The 18,586-nt window shown below is 26.2% G+C and carries 19 protein-coding genes and 1 riboswitch; of the genes, 3 read left to right on the plus strand and 16 right to left on the minus strand.

The features are described 5' to 3' along the window. Window positions 1-128: 128 nt before the first annotated feature. Both I4U66_RS04855 and I4U66_RS04860 read right to left on the minus strand, forming a co-directional pair. The gene (locus tag I4U66_RS04855; RefSeq protein ID WP_092922985.1) at window positions 129-2,138 is read right to left on the minus strand and encodes an FtsX-like permease family protein; all 2,010 of its coding nucleotides are present in this window, start codon (window positions 2,136-2,138) and stop codon (window positions 129-131) included. Continuing rightward, complete coding sequence (locus I4U66_RS04860) at window positions 2,128-2,895, minus strand: ABC transporter ATP-binding protein (RefSeq protein ID WP_092922982.1); 768 nt, start codon at window positions 2,893-2,895, stop codon at window positions 2,128-2,130. Before I4U66_RS04860 ends, I4U66_RS04855 begins: the two co-directional genes overlap by 11 nt. Window positions 2,896-3,115: 220 nt before the next feature. On the opposite strand from I4U66_RS04860, the gene I4U66_RS04865 reads away from it, so the two are divergent. Next, window positions 3,116-3,310, plus strand: coding sequence for a zinc ribbon domain-containing protein (locus I4U66_RS04865; RefSeq protein ID WP_092922979.1), 195 nt, complete (start codon window positions 3,116-3,118; stop codon window positions 3,308-3,310). A gap of 50 nt (window positions 3,311-3,360) precedes the next feature. On the opposite strand, the gene I4U66_RS04870 is transcribed toward I4U66_RS04865, so the two are convergent. The 7 genes from I4U66_RS04870 to I4U66_RS04900 form a co-directional block, all read right to left on the minus strand. Further along, window positions 3,361-5,061, minus strand: a complete 1,701-nt coding sequence (locus I4U66_RS04870) for an ABC transporter ATP-binding protein (protein ID WP_195928549.1) — start codon at window positions 5,059-5,061, stop codon at window positions 3,361-3,363. Window positions 5,062-5,311: 250 nt separating this feature from the next. Next, the gene (locus I4U66_RS04875; RefSeq protein WP_092922973.1) at window positions 5,312-6,271 is read right to left on the minus strand and encodes a siderophore ABC transporter substrate-binding protein; all 960 of its coding nucleotides are present in this window, start codon (window positions 6,269-6,271) and stop codon (window positions 5,312-5,314) included. Between the two features lie 67 nt (window positions 6,272-6,338). Beyond that, on the minus strand, window positions 6,339-7,094 hold the full coding sequence (locus tag I4U66_RS04880; protein ID WP_092922970.1) for an iron ABC transporter ATP-binding protein: 756 nt from the start codon (window positions 7,092-7,094) through the stop codon (window positions 6,339-6,341). Continuing rightward, window positions 7,094-8,107, minus strand: a complete 1,014-nt coding sequence (locus I4U66_RS04885) for an iron chelate uptake ABC transporter family permease subunit (RefSeq protein ID WP_092922967.1) — start codon at window positions 8,105-8,107, stop codon at window positions 7,094-7,096. Before I4U66_RS04885 ends, I4U66_RS04880 begins: the two co-directional genes overlap by 1 nt. Further along, complete coding sequence (locus tag I4U66_RS04890) at window positions 8,097-9,050, minus strand: ABC transporter permease (RefSeq protein WP_092922964.1); 954 nt, start codon at window positions 9,048-9,050, stop codon at window positions 8,097-8,099. The genes I4U66_RS04885 and I4U66_RS04890 overlap by 11 nt, the downstream gene beginning before the upstream one ends. A 264-nt stretch (window positions 9,051-9,314) precedes the next feature. Further along, on the minus strand, window positions 9,315-9,503 hold the full coding sequence (locus tag I4U66_RS04895; RefSeq protein ID WP_092922961.1) for a hypothetical protein: 189 nt from the start codon (window positions 9,501-9,503) through the stop codon (window positions 9,315-9,317). 33 nt (window positions 9,504-9,536) lie between these two features. Beyond that, entirely contained in the window at window positions 9,537-9,737 is a 201-nt protein-coding gene (locus I4U66_RS04900; RefSeq protein WP_092922958.1) for a hypothetical protein, read from the minus strand. Between the two features lie 362 nt (window positions 9,738-10,099). Between I4U66_RS04900 and I4U66_RS04905 the strand changes: the two genes are divergently transcribed. Continuing rightward, window positions 10,100-10,924: a MerR family transcriptional regulator gene (locus I4U66_RS04905; protein WP_195928550.1), complete on the plus strand. Its 825-nt coding sequence runs from the start codon at window positions 10,100-10,102 to the stop codon at window positions 10,922-10,924. Between the two features lie 150 nt (window positions 10,925-11,074). On the opposite strand, the gene I4U66_RS04910 is transcribed toward I4U66_RS04905, so the two are convergent. From I4U66_RS04910 to thiS, 5 genes are read right to left on the minus strand one after another with little or no spacing between them, the layout of a single operon-like run. Continuing rightward, window positions 11,075-11,701 (minus strand): thiamine phosphate synthase, encoded by a 627-nt coding sequence (locus I4U66_RS04910; protein WP_092922951.1) that lies wholly within the window; start codon window positions 11,699-11,701, stop codon window positions 11,075-11,077. After that, window positions 11,701-12,804 (minus strand): 2-iminoacetate synthase ThiH, encoded by a 1,104-nt coding sequence (gene thiH / locus I4U66_RS04915; protein ID WP_195928551.1) that lies wholly within the window; start codon window positions 12,802-12,804, stop codon window positions 11,701-11,703. The genes I4U66_RS04910 and thiH overlap by 1 nt, the downstream gene beginning before the upstream one ends. Window position 12,805: 1 nt before the next feature. Further along, window positions 12,806-13,582, minus strand: coding sequence for a thiazole synthase (locus I4U66_RS04920; RefSeq protein WP_092922945.1), 777 nt, complete (start codon window positions 13,580-13,582; stop codon window positions 12,806-12,808). Window positions 13,583-13,601: 19 nt separating this feature from the next. Further along, window positions 13,602-14,414 carry a sulfur carrier protein ThiS adenylyltransferase ThiF gene (thiF, locus tag I4U66_RS04925; protein WP_092922942.1) on the minus strand — a complete coding sequence of 271 codons (813 nt, stop codon included), beginning with the start codon at window positions 14,412-14,414 and terminating at the stop codon, window positions 13,602-13,604. 1 nt (window position 14,415) lies between these two features. Then, a complete protein-coding gene (gene thiS, locus I4U66_RS04930; RefSeq protein WP_092922939.1) occupies window positions 14,416-14,610 on the minus strand; it encodes a sulfur carrier protein ThiS in 195 nt (64 codons plus the stop codon). Window positions 14,611-14,740: 130 nt separating this feature from the next. Continuing rightward, window positions 14,741-14,852, minus strand: a riboswitch (TPP riboswitch). A 224-nt stretch (window positions 14,853-15,076) separates the two neighbouring features. On the opposite strand from thiS, the gene I4U66_RS04935 reads away from it, so the two are divergent. Beyond that, entirely contained in the window at window positions 15,077-15,853 is a 777-nt protein-coding gene (locus I4U66_RS04935) for a CPBP family intramembrane glutamic endopeptidase (protein WP_092922936.1), read from the plus strand. An 88-nt stretch (window positions 15,854-15,941) separates the two neighbouring features. On the opposite strand, the gene hpf is transcribed toward I4U66_RS04935, so the two are convergent. Further along, window positions 15,942-16,472 (minus strand): ribosome hibernation-promoting factor, HPF/YfiA family, encoded by a 531-nt coding sequence (gene hpf / locus I4U66_RS04940; protein ID WP_092922933.1) that lies wholly within the window; start codon window positions 16,470-16,472, stop codon window positions 15,942-15,944. Window positions 16,473-16,612: 140 nt separating this feature from the next. Beyond that, window positions 16,613-18,064, minus strand: coding sequence for a DEAD/DEAH box helicase (locus I4U66_RS04945; protein ID WP_166504819.1), 1,452 nt, complete (start codon window positions 18,062-18,064; stop codon window positions 16,613-16,615). Between the last annotated feature and the right edge of the window lie 522 nt (window positions 18,065-18,586).

Here is an 18,586-nt window from a genome sequence, read left to right on the forward strand (position 1 = left end):
TATTAGATTTCTAATAGCTCCTTTTTTAGTTTAATATTTTAAGTTACTACAAGTTCCACATTAAACAAATACTTTTTTAATATACAAAACAAGCTAGATACATATATTGTATCTAGCTTATTTTTATATTATGAATTTTTGACTATATTTTTATATCCAGTATAAGTTGCATAGAAATATCCAACATATATAAACACAAATATTAACGCAGTTACTAAAGATGATAATCCTATATCTGGCTTACCATACATAGCTATAAACTCATTTGATACTTTTATACCAACTATAGAATGTATAAATGCAAGTACTATTGGTAAACTAAAATATATTAATGTTTGTATAAATATACTCTTATTTATCATTTTATCATTTGCACCTATTCTTCTTAGTGATTTATATCTTTCTATACTATCACTTGCTTCTGATAACTGTTGTAATGCTAATACTGCCATACTAGATATTAAGAATATTATTCCTAGGTATATACCTATAAATAACATAATTGTTGTCATACCTTTACTTTCTGCATATACTTGAACCTTAGTTTCTCCGTAGATAAATGCTGAATTTTTATAGTCAATCTTACCATTTTTAAAATCATCAAATAATTTAGATAGTTTTTCTTCTGAGTTCTTGCTATTTTCTCCAAAATTCACATTTAAATAAGATTCTCTAACTTGAAGTTTGTTTGTTAAATCATCATTAACTACTATAGTAAACATATTGTCAGCTAAAGCAGTTGTATGAAGAGAGTCCTCTATAGCCTTTTCATTTTTAACCTTATAATTTTTTTTATCTATTTTTATCTCTTTATTATTTTCTAAAAAGTTATTTATTATTTTGCTAGCCATATTATTATTTGACATAATTAAAACTTCATTCTTACCTAAGCTTATACTTTTTTTACCCTCTAGCTTTCTTATGTCATTGTATTCTGATATTTTTATAAAATCAGCACCTATGTCCTCTATCTTGTCTAAATTCTTTTGATTTTCCTTATCTAAACCTTTATTTAGATTCTTTATCTCAAATCCTGAGTCATATGTATTATAGTATAAATATTTGTCTTTATCATTAAATTTAAATCCTAAATTATTTAAAGCATCTTTTATACTTTTAATTTTACCATCTTCATTTGCAAATACTCTCGCACTAGCATCAAATGGTGTTGTTTTCTCAAGTCCTTTTTCTAATGCATTTTTAAACCCTATTCCAGTTGATAACATTCCCATAGTTAAAAATAACATTAGACATATAATAGACATTGATATAAAGTTTGTATTAACTTTGCTATTTATTTGCTTTGTTATAAAAATATTTAATCCTCTAAAATAAATATTTTTACTATTTTTAAATATATATAATCCAAATCCAGCTAAACTATAGAAAAATAAGAATGTACCAACCACACCAAGTCCTATTGACATTGAAAATCTTATATCTTCAATATTAAGTTTAGCATCTAATATTAGCTTATATGCAGTTCCTATTGAAATTAAGCATAAGATAAATGTTATTAGGTATATAATTGGATTTTTAAATCTTATATTTTCATTCTTTTTCCCTGCAGTTAATAAATCTATTATCTTGTATCTAGATATTACAATTACATTAAATGCCATAACAATTAAAAATATTATTCCAAAGTATATTATGGTTTTGATTATTGCACTTGTAGAAAAAATAAATTTATACTCACTCATATTTACTTCAAATAATTTAGATGTAAATAATGATAACCCTTGACTCATTATTAGTCCTAATATAAGCCCACTTGCTAATGATATTACCCCAACTATAAGTGTTTCTAAAATTAGTATTTTAGATATTTTTCCTTTACCCATACCTAAAGTCATATATATTCCAAGCTCTTTTTTACGTTTTTTGATTAAAAAATTATTTGCATATACTATTAAACTACCTAATATAAATGATACAAATACAGATATTCCACCTATAATCTTAGATAGTGTATCTACAAATCCCATTGTTGAATTGTTCATCTCTAAAATAGCTTTTTGAGATTCTATTGAGTTAAAACTATAGAATATACTTACAGCTAAAGTTAGTGTTAAAAAATATATAGCATAATCTTTAAAACTCTTTTTTACATTTCCTATTGCTATCTTAGAATACATCGTTGTCATCACCTCCAAGAAGGGTTATAACTTCTATTATTCTGTTGAAAAATTCTTTTCTAGTATCACTACCTCTTACTAACTCACTAAATATTTTTCCATCTTTTATAAATAAGATTCTATGAGCATAACTTGCAGTAAAGGCATCATGTGTAACCATAAGTATTGTTGTTTTTAAGTCTTCATTTAAACTTTCAAATCTTTCAAGTAATAATCTTGCTGATTTTGAATCTAATGCTCCTGTAGGTTCATCTGCAAGTACAAGTGATGGATTTGTAACAATCGCTCTTGCTGATGCTACTCTTTGCTTTTGTCCTCCTGATATTTGGTATGGATATTTATTTAATGCTTTTTCTATTTCTAGATATTTTGCTACTTCTTTTACTTTAGAGTCTATATTAGATGGCTTCTCTCCTTTTATAGTAAGAGCTAATGCTATATTTTCATAATTTGTTAAAGTATCTAAAAGATTAAAGTCCTGAAATATAAATCCTAATTCATTTTGTCTAAACTTATCTAGTTTTTTTGATTTTAAATTCGTTATATTTTGACCATTTATTATTATATTTCCTGTAGATACATTGTCTATTGTCGATATACAGTTTAGTAGAGTTGTCTTACCACTTCCTGAAGGACCCATTATACCAACAAATTCTCCTTCATCTACTCTAAAACTTATATTATCAATTGCCTTTGTTATATTGTCTTTATTTCCATAGTATTTTTCTATATTTTCAACTTTTAATATATTATTCATTTAATAACCTCCTTAGATTTCTTATATATGTATTTTATACTAAATCCAAAAATCTACATATTCATTTGTCTTTCATTTTCATTACACTTTTGTAAGATTCTATAACTTTCTAATATTTCTTATTGTCTAATTTAGGTATATGTAACCATATTGCAACCAAATTTGTCTAAATATATCTTACAATTATATTACTTACTTGTTTATTAAGGGGGAATATTTTATGAACTGTCTAAGATGTGACACAAGTCTTGAATTTTTAAAAGAATATAGATTTGATTCTCAAGAGGCTGACCGTGGATTTTTTAAAGCTATCTTTGATGTAGAGGAGCATTTAATGTTTAAAATTTACGTCTGTCCTAAGTGTAGACATACAGAGTTTATATATACAGGTAAATCAACTTGGGTTGATTTATAAAAACAAAAGATGATTCTAAAGTTAGAATCATCTTTTTGTTATATAACTTACTATTTTCTATGAAGTTTTGAGTAAACTCCACCTTTTTCTATAAGTTCCTTATGAGTTCCTCTCTCTTCTATACCTTTTTCCGTTAATACTACTATCTCATCTGCATTTTTTATAGTTGATAATCTATGTGCCACAACTAAATTTGTTCTATCTTTACTTAGCTCTTCTAAAGATTTTTGTATTTCATATTCTGTGACATTATCAAGTGCTGATGTAGCCTCATCTAGTATCATTATTGGAGGATTTTTTAAAAATATTCTAGCTATAGAAATTCTTTGTTTTTGTCCTCCTGATAACTTAACTCCTCTTTCTCCTATATATGTATCATAACCTTTAGGAAGAGTTTGTATAAAATCATGTATTTTAGCCTTTTTACAAGCCTCTACTATTTCTTCATCAGTAGCACCAGTTTTTCCTATTACAATATTATCTCTTATAGTTCCTGTAAATAAAAATACATCTTGTGCTACAACCCCTATATTTTTTCTTAGGGAATCTAAGCTTACGTCTTTAATATTTATTCCATCTATCTTTATGCTACCTTCATCAAAATCAAAAAACCTAGGTATAAGATTACATAAAGTTGTTTTACCTCCACCTGATGGACCAACTAAGGCTATTGTTTTTCCAGCTTCTATAGATAAATTTAAATTATCTAAAACTTGATTTTCATCTTCATATGTAAAAGATACATTTTCTATTTCTATATTACCTTTTACACCATTAAGTTCTATTGGGTTTTTAGCTTCCTTTTCTGTTTCTTCATTTATTATTTCCATAAATCTTTCAAATCCTGTCATACCATTTTGGTATTGCTCAGTAAAGTTTATTAATTTTCTAATTGGCTGTATAAACATTTTTACATATAAAAGATATGCTGCGAAATCACCTAACGTTATACGATTCATATAAGTAAAATATCCTGCTACTATTAAAACAACTAACTCTAATAAATCTATAAATAAAAACATTCCCGAAAAATATTGTGCCATAACTTTATATGCACTTTCTCTTGCGTATTTAAATATGTTATTAGATTTATTAAATTTTTCTAATTCTTCTTCTTGTGTACAGAATGATTTAGTAACTTTCATACCTGCTATACTATTTTCTAAAGTAGCATTTACATCACCAGTTTTTACTCTAGTTTCTTTAAATGCCTTATTCATTCTCTTTCTTTGAGTTATAGCATATAAAAGTATTATAGGTAATATAGCAAAAACTATTAGTGTAAGCTCTATATTTATTCCTAATAATATAAAGAATGAACCAACCAACATGACAATAGATATGAATAAGTCTTCTGGTCCATGATGAGCCAATTCAGATATCTCCATAAGGTCATTTATTATTCTAGACATTATAACACCTGTTTTATTATTATTAAAATAAGAACTTGGAAGTTTTTGAAGATGAGTAAATACATAGCTTCTCATATCAGCTTGCATCCTTACACCTACTACATGCCCCCAGTATTGCATAAAATAGTTTAATCCTGCTTTTTTAATAAATATAACTAATAGAGATATTGCAAATACAACTAACATTCTTGTATCTTTATTTGGTACAACATCATCCATTATACTTCTAGTTATCATTGGATAAACTAAGTCACATAGTGCCACTGTGAAAGCAGCTAGTAAATCAAGTACAAACAATTTTTTATAAGGTTTGTAATATTTTATGAATTCTTTTATCATTGTCTACCTCCATCTTTCAATATATTTATACATTGTATATAATATTTTAAAACCATTTTATATTTCAAAGATTTTATGCACTCCACATAATTATATTTCTAATTTATCTATAAGTAAATGATATCTATATTATTCTTACAAATAATATAACTTGTATAATAGTTACTAAAGAACAAAAGTTGTATAAGAATTAAACCCATCCTCATACAACTTTTAGTAAGTTACATTTATTTGTATTATACGTGAATTATTATTTGCTTATTGCTTCATCTACCTCATCTAGCATAGTATTTGTAGATATTATTCCACCATCACTTAAATACCATGAATGAGTATCTAAATAAACTATATTTCCATCTTTAGCTGCCCTAGTATTATTTATTAATTCATTATTTAATATTTCCTGTGCTGGCTTTTGACCTTCATCACTAGATATAACTGACTTATCAACAACAAATATATAATCTGAATCTTGACTTGCTATATATTCAAATGAAACATCTTGTCCATGATCAGAATTTTTCACATTCTCATCTGTCTCTTTAAATCCTAAACTCTTATATATTATCCCAAATCTTGATTCTGATCCAAGTACACTTAATGATCCATCACTAACCATTAAAGTTGTTGCATCTAAATCTTTTTCTGTTACTTTCTTATTTATTTCTTCTACTTTTTTATTTATCTTAGCTAACTCAGCATCTACCTTATCTTCTTTATCAAATATATCTCCTATAACCTCCATATTGTGAGTAAAAGATTCCATGTACTTCCCATCTTCTTTTGATAATGATATAGTTGGTGCTATTTCCGTAAACTTATCATAGAAACTATGTTGTCTTCCATTTATTATTATTAAATCTGGCTTAAGTTCATTTACCTTTTCTAAATTTGGTTCTTTTAAGCCTCCAACATTTCCATACTTAGACCCTTTGTATTCGCTTAAATATTCTGGTATCGAAGATGATTGCGGAGTTCCTACTACACCATCTATACCTAAACTTTGCATTGCATCTAATGCTGCATAGTCAAACACTACCACTCTCTTAGGATTAACTCCTACCTCCGTAGTTCCTAAGGCATGCTCTACCTTAACTGTTTCATCTGCTTTAGATGCAACTTCTTTATCTCCTTTATTTGAAAATACTAATGCCCCTCCTATTAATCCTGCTATAACCAAACCTGATATAGCTGCTACTTTTTTATTCATAATAAGTCCTCCTAATAATTTCTATTATTTTATATTGATTATCTTTATCATTAAAACCTTAAATTTTTTAGAAATAAATACAAATTTTATCTCCATTTATCTCTTGAATATCAAATTTCATCTCATATATTGCTTCTAATACTTCCTTATTTATTATCTCATCAGTCTTTCCATGCTTTGCTATTTTTCCATCTTTAAGTGCTACTATATAATCTGAATAGCAAGATGTATAATTTATATCATGCATAACTAAAATTACAGTCTTTCCTAGCTCATCACATAAATTTCTAAGTACCCTCATCATTTCAACTGAGTGCTTCATGTCTAAATTATTAAGTGGTTCATCTAAAAATACATATTCCGTATTTTGAGCTATAACCATTGCTATGTAAGCTCTTTGTCTTTGTCCTCCACTTAATTCATCTAAGTATCTATCTTCTATACTTTTAAGCTTCATATATTCTATTGCTTCATCTATATATTTATTATCTTCTTCTGTAAGCCTTCCTTGACTATGTGGAAACCTTCCAAAGGCAACAAGCTCTCTTATTGTAAGCTTTAGATTTATATGATTAGATTGTTTTAATATAGCTATTTTAGTAGATAATTCTTTATTATCCCAATCTTCTAATCTCTTTCCATCTATAATAACTTCTCCACCATCTTTTTTCATTAACCTAGTTATTATAGATAGGGCAGTACTTTTTCCAGCTCCATTTGGGCCTATAAAGGATGTTATTTTTCCTTTTTCTATATTTATTGAAACATTGTCAACTACTGACTTATTTGAATATTTTTTTATTATATCTTTTACTACTATCATTATGCTTTACTCTCCTTTAGCAATAAGTATATAAAATATACTCCTCCTACAAAGTTTATAATTACACTTAGAGTTGTATTAAAGCTAAATACTCTTTCTACTAAGAATTGACCACCAACTAATGTTGATATACTTATAAGAATCGATGCTACTATTAAGTAACTGTGCTTATATGTGCTTAGCAGTTGCTTTGTTATATTTACTACTAATAGTCCTAAGAAAGTTATTGGACCTACTAAAGCTGTAGATATTGATACTAATATAGATACTACTATTATCATCTTTTTAACAACTTTATCATAATCCACACCTAAATTTATGGCATTATCTTTACCTAAACATAATACATCTAAATACTTAAGTTCATCATATATAAATGGTATTATTGCTATTAAAATTATGGATGCTATTAAAAGTATTTCTGTATTTACATTCCCAAAACTTGCATGTAGGCTATTTTGAAGAGTAGCATACTCATTTGGGTCTATTACAACTTGCATGAAAGTAGACATACTTTTAAACAAAGTTCCAAATATCATCCCTACAAGAAGTAAGAAAAATATATTATTCCCACTTTTTTCAAAAAGTTTCTTATATAAAACAAAAGATGCTACAACCATTATTACTACTGATAATAAAAAGTTATGACTTTTACTTGCTATAAATTTGCTATCTATTCCAACAATAAATACTATAAGCGTCTGAACTAATATGTATAAAGAATCTAAACCTAATACACTTGGTGTAAGTATATTATTATTAGTTATGGTTTGAAAAATCATGGATGAAAAAGCTATACATCCACCTGTTAATACTATTGCTATTAACTTAGGTATTCTTTGGCTCATAGCATAATCTATATGTTCTGGATTTACCCCTGCTATTAAGAATAGTGCTGAAAATGCAATAACCATTAATCCTATTAAATATATAATTCTTTTTTGCCTGTTTTCTTTTTGTAATCTAATATTTATATTTTTACTAGGTAATTTATTTACACTACTAACTTGCATATGACTTCCTCCTTAATATCATATAAAGGAAAACTATACTTCCTATAACACCAACTGTTAATCCTATTGGTATTTCATAAGGATATATTACAATCCTTGAGAATATATCACATGTTAACACAAATATTGCTCCAAATAACCCTGTATGCCATATACTATCTTTTACATTATCACCTTTATAAATTGATACTATATTTGGTACTATTAATCCTATAAAAGGTATACTTCCTACTGTTATTACTACACATACTGTAACTATTGCTACGATAATTAACCCTAAGTTCACAACTTTATTGTAATTAAGTCCTAGGTTTGTCGCAAAATCTTCACCCATACCAGCTATAGTAAATTTATTTGCATAAATATATGCAAGTATTATCATTGGTATTGTTATGTATAATATTTCATAGTTTCCTTTAAGTATCATAGAGAAATTTCCTTGCATCCAAGAAGTTATATCTTGCATTAAATCATATTTATATGCTATAAAAGTCGTCATTGAACCTATTATATTTCCAAACATTATACCAACTAACGGTACAAACACAGCATTTTTAAACTTTAAACTTTTTAATATTTTCATGAATATAAAGGTCCCACCAAGAGCAAATACAAAAGATGTTATCATTTTGCTACCCATAGTTGCATTTGGTAGAATTAGCATCGCAAATATCAGTCCTAATTGAGCTGAATCAATAGTAGCTCCTGTTGTTGGAGATACAAATTTATTTCTACTTATTTGTTGCATTATAAGACCGCATATACTCATTCCTATTCCTGCAACTAATATACTTATTAATCTAGGCAATCTGCTTATTAATAAAATATTTAATTGTTCTTCATTTAAAGTTAATATATCTACTATCTTTATGTTATGTACTCCTAAAAATACTGATATTGCAGATAATATTATCAATATTATTCCTAAGTATCTTTTCTTCATCTTTCCTCCTAGCTATAACCTTATATGAAAACACATATCTCTTGAAATTAATTTTCAACTTACTTTTATTGTATTGATAATTATTATCATTGTCAATATTTTTTTATTTATTAATAATTATTAATTTAAATTTTTATCTTCAAAAACAAAAATAAGCTCTTACATATATTAACGACTTGTTTTCATTTATATGACAAATACCTAATAATGGTGATTTCTAAATATAATATAAAATAAGAGGAGAATGAATAATCTCCTCTTATTTTAATATTTAGCTATGTCTATTCCACCTAAGGCAATATGAGCAACTCCTGCTCCCACTAGAAGTGCACCTGCCATATTTTTATAATCTTTTCTATTGAACTTCTCTTTTTTATTTTGCTTAGCATCTAACATCAATCCTGTTGCTGTTACTACTGTTCCTAAAGCTACTGGTATTAATCCTTTTTTCATATTACTACCTCCATAATGATATTATTTTATTATTTATCTAAATTTATTATTTGGGTTATCTACTCTATTATGACTTTTAGGCCCTGCGCCTGCTCTAGTTATACATCTTTTATTCCCATTACTGTTTATTTCTGTTATATTCTCTCTATCAGTATTTGTATTCTCACTTTCTGTGTAAAGTAGTTGCTTTCCCAAATTTCTTAATCCATCCATAAAAGAATTATTATCTTCCACTACCTTCACTCCTTTTTATAATCTATTTAACATTAGTTTGTTCATTATACAAAATCAAATACACCATAATTTTTGCAATAAAATCTACTTATCTTCTTTTTTTTAATTAATATCCATTTGTGGATATAAAATACTTATATTTTCCTTAAAAAATTTTAATTTAATTTTTACTAATAAGTAAAATTTCCATTTGTTAAAACTTCCCTTACACTTTCCATATCTTCCTACTATAAAAATTTTATTATTTTTATAGTATTTACTTTTGAATTGGAGACTATCATAAATTAATGCTAATTAGTTTAATCTTAAACATTTTGTGTTATATTTATAATTAAACTATTATATTATCTGGAGTGTTTTATATGAAAATTAATAAGAATATACATTTTACTACTGGAGAATTTGCTAAGCTTTGCAAAACTAGTAAGCAAACTCTTTATCATTACGATCAAGTTGGAATTTTTTCTCCTGAAATAAAAGGAGATAATAATTATAGATATTATTCTTATCAACAAATAGAAACGTTTGGAGCTATAACAATGCTAAAGGATATTGGTATGCCTTTAAAAGAAATAAAAGAATACTTAAGTAAGAGAAATCCCAATGAATTAATTAATTTACTAGAAAAGGAACGTATAAATGTAATCAATAAAATAGATAAGTTAAACCAGATAAAACTCTTTATTGATAGAAAAATTGAATACTCAAAAGATTTTATTAATAATTATACAGATAAAGTCAGCATTTTACCATTACAAGAAGAATACATATTTATTTCAAAAGTTTTTAATTGTTCTACAGATAAAGAAGTTTATGAGGCTTTTTCTGCTCATATAGGTCGTTGTGAAGATAGAGGTATAGCTTACCCCCATTTTTTAGGTGAAATGCTTGAATACAGTGATATAGCTAATGGTAATTACTTAGATTATAAATGTATATATAATAAACTTCCTAATAAAGAATATTCTAATTTTACTAAAGCTAAGGGATTGTACATTGTTGCATATCATAGTGGTAGTTATTATAACACTAGCATTACTTATAATAAGATTTTAAAGTTTATAGAAGAAAATAATCTGTCTGTTCAAGGTCATTTCTATGAAGATATAATACTTGATGATTTAGCAGTTCAAGAATATGATGATTATGTAATAAAAATCTCAATAAAAGTTAATTTATCTAAATAAAACTCATGATTTAAATGGTATTAACTTTAAATTCTAATCCTTTACTAGATCAAAGATTGTAACTATTTTAAATAGTAAAATACATAAAAATACCTATTTATAATAAAAGTTAGCGTCTAAAATAATAAAAATTATTTTAGACGCTAACTTTTAATCTATATTATATTCATTTATTGTTTTTTTTATATTTTTACTACTCATTAGGTTAGACATAACAGCTATATCATCACAATAATCTACTATGTATTTGACATTGCTAGGTGTTATTCCACCTAATGCAATTAAATTTATATTTGAATTAGTAAGTAAAGAATTGGCCTCTTTTAATATTTCAATTCCTTTAGGTTTTAAGTTTTCCTTACATTTAGTTTCATATATGTGTGATAAAAATATATAATCTGCATTTCTTTTTAGTACTTCTACTATATCTTTTATACTATGAGTTGATACTCCTAATATTTTATTAAAGTTTTTGATATCTATATACTCATTTGTATCTTTTTTATTTTTTTCATCATAAATATCTATAAACTTATCAAATGGTAAATGTATACCGTCGGCATTAACTCTTTTAAATACTTCTATATTGCTATTTATTATTATCTTAGTATCTTTATTTATATTTTTTTTAATCTTAAGATATAAATTTTCTAGCTCATCATTACTCAGATCTTTTTCTCTTAGTATTATATTTTTAACGCCACAATAAGATGCTTCTTTTATAACTTCAATATACCTATCATATTTGCATAGATGCCTATTCGTTATTAGATACATTAAAACCTTTCCCAATCTTTAAATATTTGTTGGTATCCAATATCTTTTAACATGGCTTTTATATCACTAACACTACTTTCATCACTAATTTTAAATTGAGATGTATCTTTACTATTTTGAGAATGCCCTCCTACATTTGTTGATACACCTGCACTTAATTTTGTAACTCCCAAAGGTATTAAATTTCTTCGCAATGATAAGCTTTCTCTAGTCGATAAATTTATACCACCTTGATTATCAAATAATCTCATAACAACCATAGCTTGTACTAAATCATTATCATTGATATCAATTATTTTTTCATAACATCCCTTAAATGTTCTTATTCTAGGTATTGAGTATGAAACGTCTACATGTGGATATTTTTTTCTTAAATATCTTCCATGCATTAATGTAAAAAAAGTTTCTTTTCTAAAATCATTAAGACCAAGTAACGAACCTATTGATACACTTCTCATTCCAGCTTTTATTCCTCTTTCTGGTGAGTCTAATCTATATTTATAATTAGATTTTGGACCTTTTAAATGTACCTCTTTATAAATATTTTCATCATATACTTCTTGGTATACAGTAAGCCCTTCAACGCCTTTATCTACTAAATATTTATACTCTTCTTCATCCATTGGATAAACTTCTATTGTAATAGATGGAAATTTATCTTTAAGAACTTCTACAGCTTCACCTATATACTCTACGTCTGAATGAATCTTACTTTCTCCAGTTAAAAGCAACAAATGCTTAAATCCCTCTTTAGATATTTCATTTCCTTCTATTTTAATTTCATTAATGTTGAGCTTTTTTCTACTTATTCCAGAATCTATATTATATCCACAGTATAGACATTTATTTACACAATAGTTTGCTATATACATAGGAGTATACAAAAGTATAGTCTTTCCAAAATATCTATTAGTTATCTCGTGTGCTTTTTGTGCCATTTCTTCCAGGTATTTAGTGGCTTTTTTCGATAATAAATTTAATAAATCATATTCATCTAAATTATCCTTTTCTAAACTTCTTAAAACATCATAATTTGATACATTTTCTAGATATTTATCTATATCAATATCTTTATACTTTTCTATAACATTATAAAAACTCAAATTAAACACCTACTTCACTTAAAAATCCAGTAAGAGGTGAAGATGCATTTGCAAAATTGCTTACTCTTCCTGTTTTAGCTAAATATGCTTCTCTTCCACCTTCAACTGCTAATTTGAAAGCATTCGCCATTTTTATAGGGTCGCCTGCACTAGCTATTGCAGTGTTTACAAGTACTGCTGCTGCCCCCATTTCCATAGCTTCCATAGCCTGAGATGGTTTTCCAATTCCTGCATCTACTATTATTGGTATATCTAATTCTTCTATCATTATTTTTATCATTTCTTTCATTTTAAGCCCTCTATTAGAACCTATTGGTGCCCCAAGTGGCATAACTGCTGCTGCCCCTGCTTCTATTAGCCTTTTGCCTGCATATAGATCTGGACTCATATATGGAAGAACTACAAATCCTTCATCAGCAAGTATTTTAGTTGCTTTTATAGTTTCTTCATTATCGGGTAATAAGTATTTTGTATCACTTATTACTTCTATTTTTATAAAGTTTCCACATCCCATTTTTCTAGCTATTCTTGCTATCCTGACAGCTTCCATATGATTAGTCGCTCCTGATGTATTAGGAAGTATTGTCATATTGTTAGGTATATGTGATAGTATATTTTCTTCTGTATTGTCTAAGTCTACTCTTCTTAATGCCATAGTTATTATTTCACTGTTACTTGACTCAATTACTCTTGGTAACATATCATTTGAACTATATTTTCCTGTTCCTATTAAAAGTCTACTATTAAATTCATGACCATTTAATATTAATTTATCCATTTTTATCCCCCATCTAATCTTATTTATCTTCTATTAATATTTTTGTTGCTAAGTTAGCCATGTGATTAGCACATATAGCCACCCTTGGTGCCATAAGCCCATCACCTTCTTTAGCTTCATTTATCCCATCTCCACATATGTAAAATTTATCTCTAATTTTTCTTGTTTTTATTATGTTAGAATCATAATATCCTGCCATTCCAGACGAAGATATTAAATATTTATCTCTCATTTTAGTTAAAATACTATTTGCAATTTCTGCTTTGTACTTTGGATTATCAAAAGCCTCTATTATTATATCTACATTCCCAAATTCATGTATATTTGATGAATCTATTATTTTATTTATAGTTCTAACCTCTATAAATGGATTAATATTTTCTATATTATGTTTAAGTGCATCGGTTTTATATTTTCCTATATCACTTATAAAATATTGTTGTCTATTTAAATTAGATGGTTCTACTATATCAAAGTCTGCTAGTATTAATGTTCCTACACCTATCCTAGCTAAAGATATAGCTATATTTGAACCCAATCCACCAATGCCTAATATTGCTACTTTTCCATTTTTTAATTTATAATGTACATTTGGAGTATGTCTGCTAACCATAAGATTTTCTAATTCTTCAAATTTTGGAATTTCACCCTTTTTTATTAATGTAACTCTATCATTTTCATATAATTTTAAATCTAAATCTGCATCTGTATCTATTGGATGACCATTTAGTATTATTATATCTGCATCTTTTTTATATTTTTCTTTAACTTTATCTACTGTAACTATATCCTTATCAATATTTACAGGTAGATCATTTATAAAAAGTTGCATCTTAGCCTCCTCCAACAAATCTTATGACCTCTATAACATCTTCTTCTCTTACTATATAACTATCGTATTGATTATTTTCAATTATGTTTAAATTTATCTCTACTACTACTCTATCTTTTTTAACTCCAATATCTTCTAATAATTTTGATATTGTCATATCTGGTTTAAATTCAAACTCTTTCCCATTTACCTTCACTTACGTTTCCCCCTTTTAAGGATTATCTTTTATAAGATACAAAAATAATTATATAAATTTAACTTTAATAGCATTAAAAAAGCACTCTCTTTTTATAGAGAGCGCCTTATTTAACTAAAAATCTAGGTACATTAAAATATACGAGCTTCCCTACGTAAGAATTATCTTAATCAGGTTCTTAGAGTCTGAAAGTTATGGCTTTACTTCTCAGCTATCCAATTATAGCTCCCCTAGCTTTTATTTATTTTTACAAGTTGAGTGTAGCACAATATATTTTTATAATCAACAAATTATTAGTTTATAAATAAATTAGATATATATATTCATTATACGAATTTTATTTAATTTTCCTATTAAATTAGTTAACTTTCTTATGTATAATAATTATATAGTTATTCAATAATTTCAATATACTTTGAATTATTCTATAAATTAATTCTTATAAAAAATTCGGAGGCGAAAAAAATTGATTTCAAAAGATACAAAGTACTTTTTTGTAGTACTAATACTTTTTTGTATAATTGGATTTACAGTAACTATATCTACAACACAATTAAATATTTTAATATATGGTTCTCCTATTTTCATGGTGTTTTATGCAATTTCAGGGTATTCTCCTGCTTTAGCTGGATTAATTACCTCTAAAAAGTTTTTATCTAAAGATGAGTTTGATAAATTTTTAAGAAACTGTGTAAATGCAAACAGGAGTCTAAAGGAATATTTATATGTTATTATTACGGCTTTAATACTTTGGACTGTTCCATATATAGTAGTTGAAATGTTTAGAGGTTATGGTGCCCTACTAAAATCTCCATTAATATTTTTAAGTTGGTTAACTCCTGTAATGATATTTGGGGGAGGATTAGAGGAAATAGGATGGAGAGGTTTTTTACTTCCTAAGTTACTAGAGAAATTTTCTCCTTTTAAGAGTTCTCTAATAATAGGTATTATTTGGTCTTTATGGCATCTACCTTTATGGTTTGTAGTTGGTACACCACAACAACATACTAGTTTTATTCCATTTGCACTTAGTTGTATTGCTTCTTCTTTTGTACTTACTTACATATACATAGAAACTAATAGCATTTGGCTTTGTATATTGTTCCATGCTTTAGATAATGCTTGTTCTTATGTATTTGAGTACGATGTGGATTTACATATAATTATAGCCCTAGCAACTTGTCTAGCTGGGTTTATTATATTTTATATATCACACAAATATATAAAATTAAAATCTAAATAATTAAAGTTATATTAATAATAATAAGCTATTTAATAATAAAAACGTATTGAAAATTTCAATACGTTTTTATTATTAAATGTTTATGGCACTACACTTGTTCTATAAGGCCATATCCATCATGTCTTTTATATATAATACTTGTTTTATTTGTCTCTATATTTCTAAATAAAAAGAATTGATGTCCTAATAAATTCATTTGAACAATTGCATCTTCTGGAGTTATTGGCTTGTCCATTTTAAATTTCTTTCTTCTTTTTATTACATCGTCATCTAAATCTATTTCTTCATATTCCTCTATATTATCAAATCTTATACTTTCATTTTTTCTATTTCTTCTTATCATTTGTGTTTTGTATTTTCTAAGCTGTTTATAAAGCTTATCATATAATAAGTCTATTGCTGAATATAAATCTTCTTGGCATTCTTCAGCTCTAACGATAGTTCCATGTTTAGTATATACTGTCGCTTCAATACTTTGATTTTTTCTCTTTACATCTATTTTAACATGTACATCAAAATCATCATTAATATATTTTTCTAGCTTTTCAAACTTACTTTCAATTTTTTCTCTTATTGCCTCTGTAACTTTTACATGCTTTGAAATTATTTTTACGCTCATAGTATGTACCTCCTGTATCTGGACTACATTTTTAAATATACAAGATATCTTGTATATTTAAATAATAACAGGAAAACAATTACATTTTAAGGCTATTATTATATATTTTTTTGGTGTATTATAGAAGTTAAGGGGGTTTTTTATCTATTATCTTTTTTTATTTTTACCATCTTCTTTTTTACACTAATCTCTTTATACTTCTTTAATATAATTTCACCTTTGTGATTTAATATATCTACATAAGAACAAAGGTCTTGTACCTCTATTACACCTATATCTTCATTATTTATTCCCTCTATACTATTAAGAGCTCCAACAATATCTATAACTCTTATTTTCTTTTTCTTTCCAGCATTTAGGTATAGTCTCGTTACTTCACTGTGAACCTTTTTTTCTTCATTTCTATTTTTTCTATTTTTTAAAACTTTTTTATTATTTTCTTCAAACTTAGCTTTTCCTAAAGCAATATCTTCTTTTTTTATGTCATCTAGATCTTCTATTTTATATCCAATATAATGTTCTATTTCTTCCATATACTTTTCATCTTTTTGATTTACCATAGTTATAGATTTTCCAAAGCTTTTTTTTCTACCTGTCCTACCTATTCTATGTATATAGTTTTCTTTATCTCTAGGCACATTAAAATTTATAACTAAAGATATGTCATCTATATGTATACCTCTACCAGCTACATCTGTACTTACTAGTATATTAAACTTACCATTTTTAAAATCTTTTATCGTAAAATTTCTTTTGTCTTGAGACATATCACCATGAAGTTCTGTTACTAAAAACCTATCTTCCTTTAAATTTTTATAAAGTTTTGTAACAGTTTCTTTTGTATTGCAAAATATCATAACTGATACTGGAGCCTGAGAATATATTATATTTTTTAAAGTATCATACTTTTTTTTATCCTCTACTTTGACTGTCTTTTCTGATATTTGTTTATTATTTAATAAATTTTCATTTTTTACTTCTACCATTTCTGCATCTTTCATATATTCTAAGCAAATATTTTTTATATCTTTATCTATAGTCGCTGAGAATAGTCCTTTAATGCTATTTTTAGGTATACTATTAAATATAAACTCCATATCTTCTACAAACCCTTTTTTAAGCATTTTATCTGCTTCATCAATTATAAAATATCTTATACTTTCAAGGTTAATTGTACCCCTACTTATATGATCAATTATTCTTCCTGGAGTTGCTACTACAATATGAACTCTTTGCTTTAACTCCTTTATTTGATCTTTCATAGGTTGTTTTCCAAATATAGCACTACATCTTATTTTCTTCAATCTACCTATATTAGATATCTCTTCTTTTACTTGAAGTGCTAACTCTCTAGTGGGTACAACTATTAGTGCTTGAAGATTGTTATTATCCACTTCTACTGTTTCACATATTGGTATAGCAAAGCTCGCAGTTTTTCCACTCCCAGTTTTTGATTTGACTATTATATTTTCATATCTTAATAACCTTGGTATAACTTCACTCTGAACTTTCGATGGTGAATTATAGCCTAAATTATACAATGCTTTTAATATATCTTTATTTAATTTTAAACTCTCAAATTTATTATTCATTTAATTCCACCTTATCTAATTTTACTATTATTGTTTTATTAACCATCATAGAATATGGCTAATATGTTTATTTTATTTCAATGTTTTATTGTATTATGATTGTCTTTTTATTTTATTACTTTTATATTAGCATTTAACTAATATACACTAAATTTTTATTTTTTTCTATAATTGCTATTACTTAAGCCTTTATAATTTACTGCATATTTATAAAATATTTTTTACTTTAATTATAAAATAATTTGTATAAATTTTCTGAAAAATATTATTGACATATTCCCTTTAACTATATATAATCAATTTAAATATAAATTTTTTAGGAGAATATAAATATGATAATTAATACAAATCTAACTAACAATAAACAATTAAATATATCTTATTTTAGCTTTTGGCTATTGTAGTTGGTTTGTATTTATGAACGATAGATTAATCGTAGATACAAACTGGTACTTGTTTGTATCTATGATGGTGAAAGCTAACTTGTTATGTAAAGCCACATAGATAATACTATGTGGCTTT

Origin of the sequence: Romboutsia sp. D33t1_170424_H2, assembly GCF_015669105.1 — a bacterium.
Classification (GTDB): Bacteria; Bacillota; Clostridia; order Peptostreptococcales; family Peptostreptococcaceae; genus Romboutsia_C; species Romboutsia_C hominis.

Bases quoted from the DNA above. Each gene is read 5' to 3' on its own strand.
- I4U66_RS04855 (WP_092922985.1), bottom strand. From the start codon at position 2,138: ATGTATTCTAAGATAGCAATAGGAAATGTAAAAAAGAGTTTTAAAGAT.
- I4U66_RS04860 (WP_092922982.1), bottom strand. From the start codon at position 2,895: ATGAATAATATATTAAAAGTTGAAAATATAGAAAAATACTATGGAAAT.
- I4U66_RS04865 (WP_092922979.1), top strand. From the start codon at position 3,116: ATGAACTGTCTAAGATGTGACACAAGTCTTGAATTTTTAAAAGAATAT.
- I4U66_RS04870 (WP_195928549.1), bottom strand. From the start codon at position 5,061: ATGATAAAAGAATTCATAAAATATTACAAACCTTATAAAAAATTGTTT.
- I4U66_RS04875 (WP_092922973.1), bottom strand. From the start codon at position 6,271: ATGAATAAAAAAGTAGCAGCTATATCAGGTTTGGTTATAGCAGGATTA.
- I4U66_RS04880 (WP_092922970.1), bottom strand. From the start codon at position 7,094: ATGATAGTAGTAAAAGATATAATAAAAAAATATTCAAATAAGTCAGTA.
- I4U66_RS04885 (WP_092922967.1), bottom strand. From the start codon at position 8,107: ATGCAAGTTAGTAGTGTAAATAAATTACCTAGTAAAAATATAAATATT.
- I4U66_RS04890 (WP_092922964.1), bottom strand. From the start codon at position 9,050: ATGAAGAAAAGATACTTAGGAATAATATTGATAATATTATCTGCAATA.
- I4U66_RS04895 (WP_092922961.1), bottom strand. From the start codon at position 9,503: ATGAAAAAAGGATTAATACCAGTAGCTTTAGGAACAGTAGTAACAGCA.
- I4U66_RS04905 (WP_195928550.1), top strand. From the start codon at position 10,100: ATGAAAATTAATAAGAATATACATTTTACTACTGGAGAATTTGCTAAG.
- I4U66_RS04910 (WP_092922951.1), bottom strand. From the start codon at position 11,701: ATGTATCTAATAACGAATAGGCATCTATGCAAATATGATAGGTATATT.
- I4U66_RS04920 (WP_092922945.1), bottom strand. From the start codon at position 13,582: ATGGATAAATTAATATTAAATGGTCATGAATTTAATAGTAGACTTTTA.
- thiF (WP_092922942.1), bottom strand. From the start codon at position 14,414: ATGCAACTTTTTATAAATGATCTACCTGTAAATATTGATAAGGATATA.
- hpf (WP_092922933.1), bottom strand. From the start codon at position 16,472: ATGAGCGTAAAAATAATTTCAAAGCATGTAAAAGTTACAGAGGCAATA.
- I4U66_RS04945 (WP_166504819.1), bottom strand. From the start codon at position 18,064: ATGAATAATAAATTTGAGAGTTTAAAATTAAATAAAGATATATTAAAA.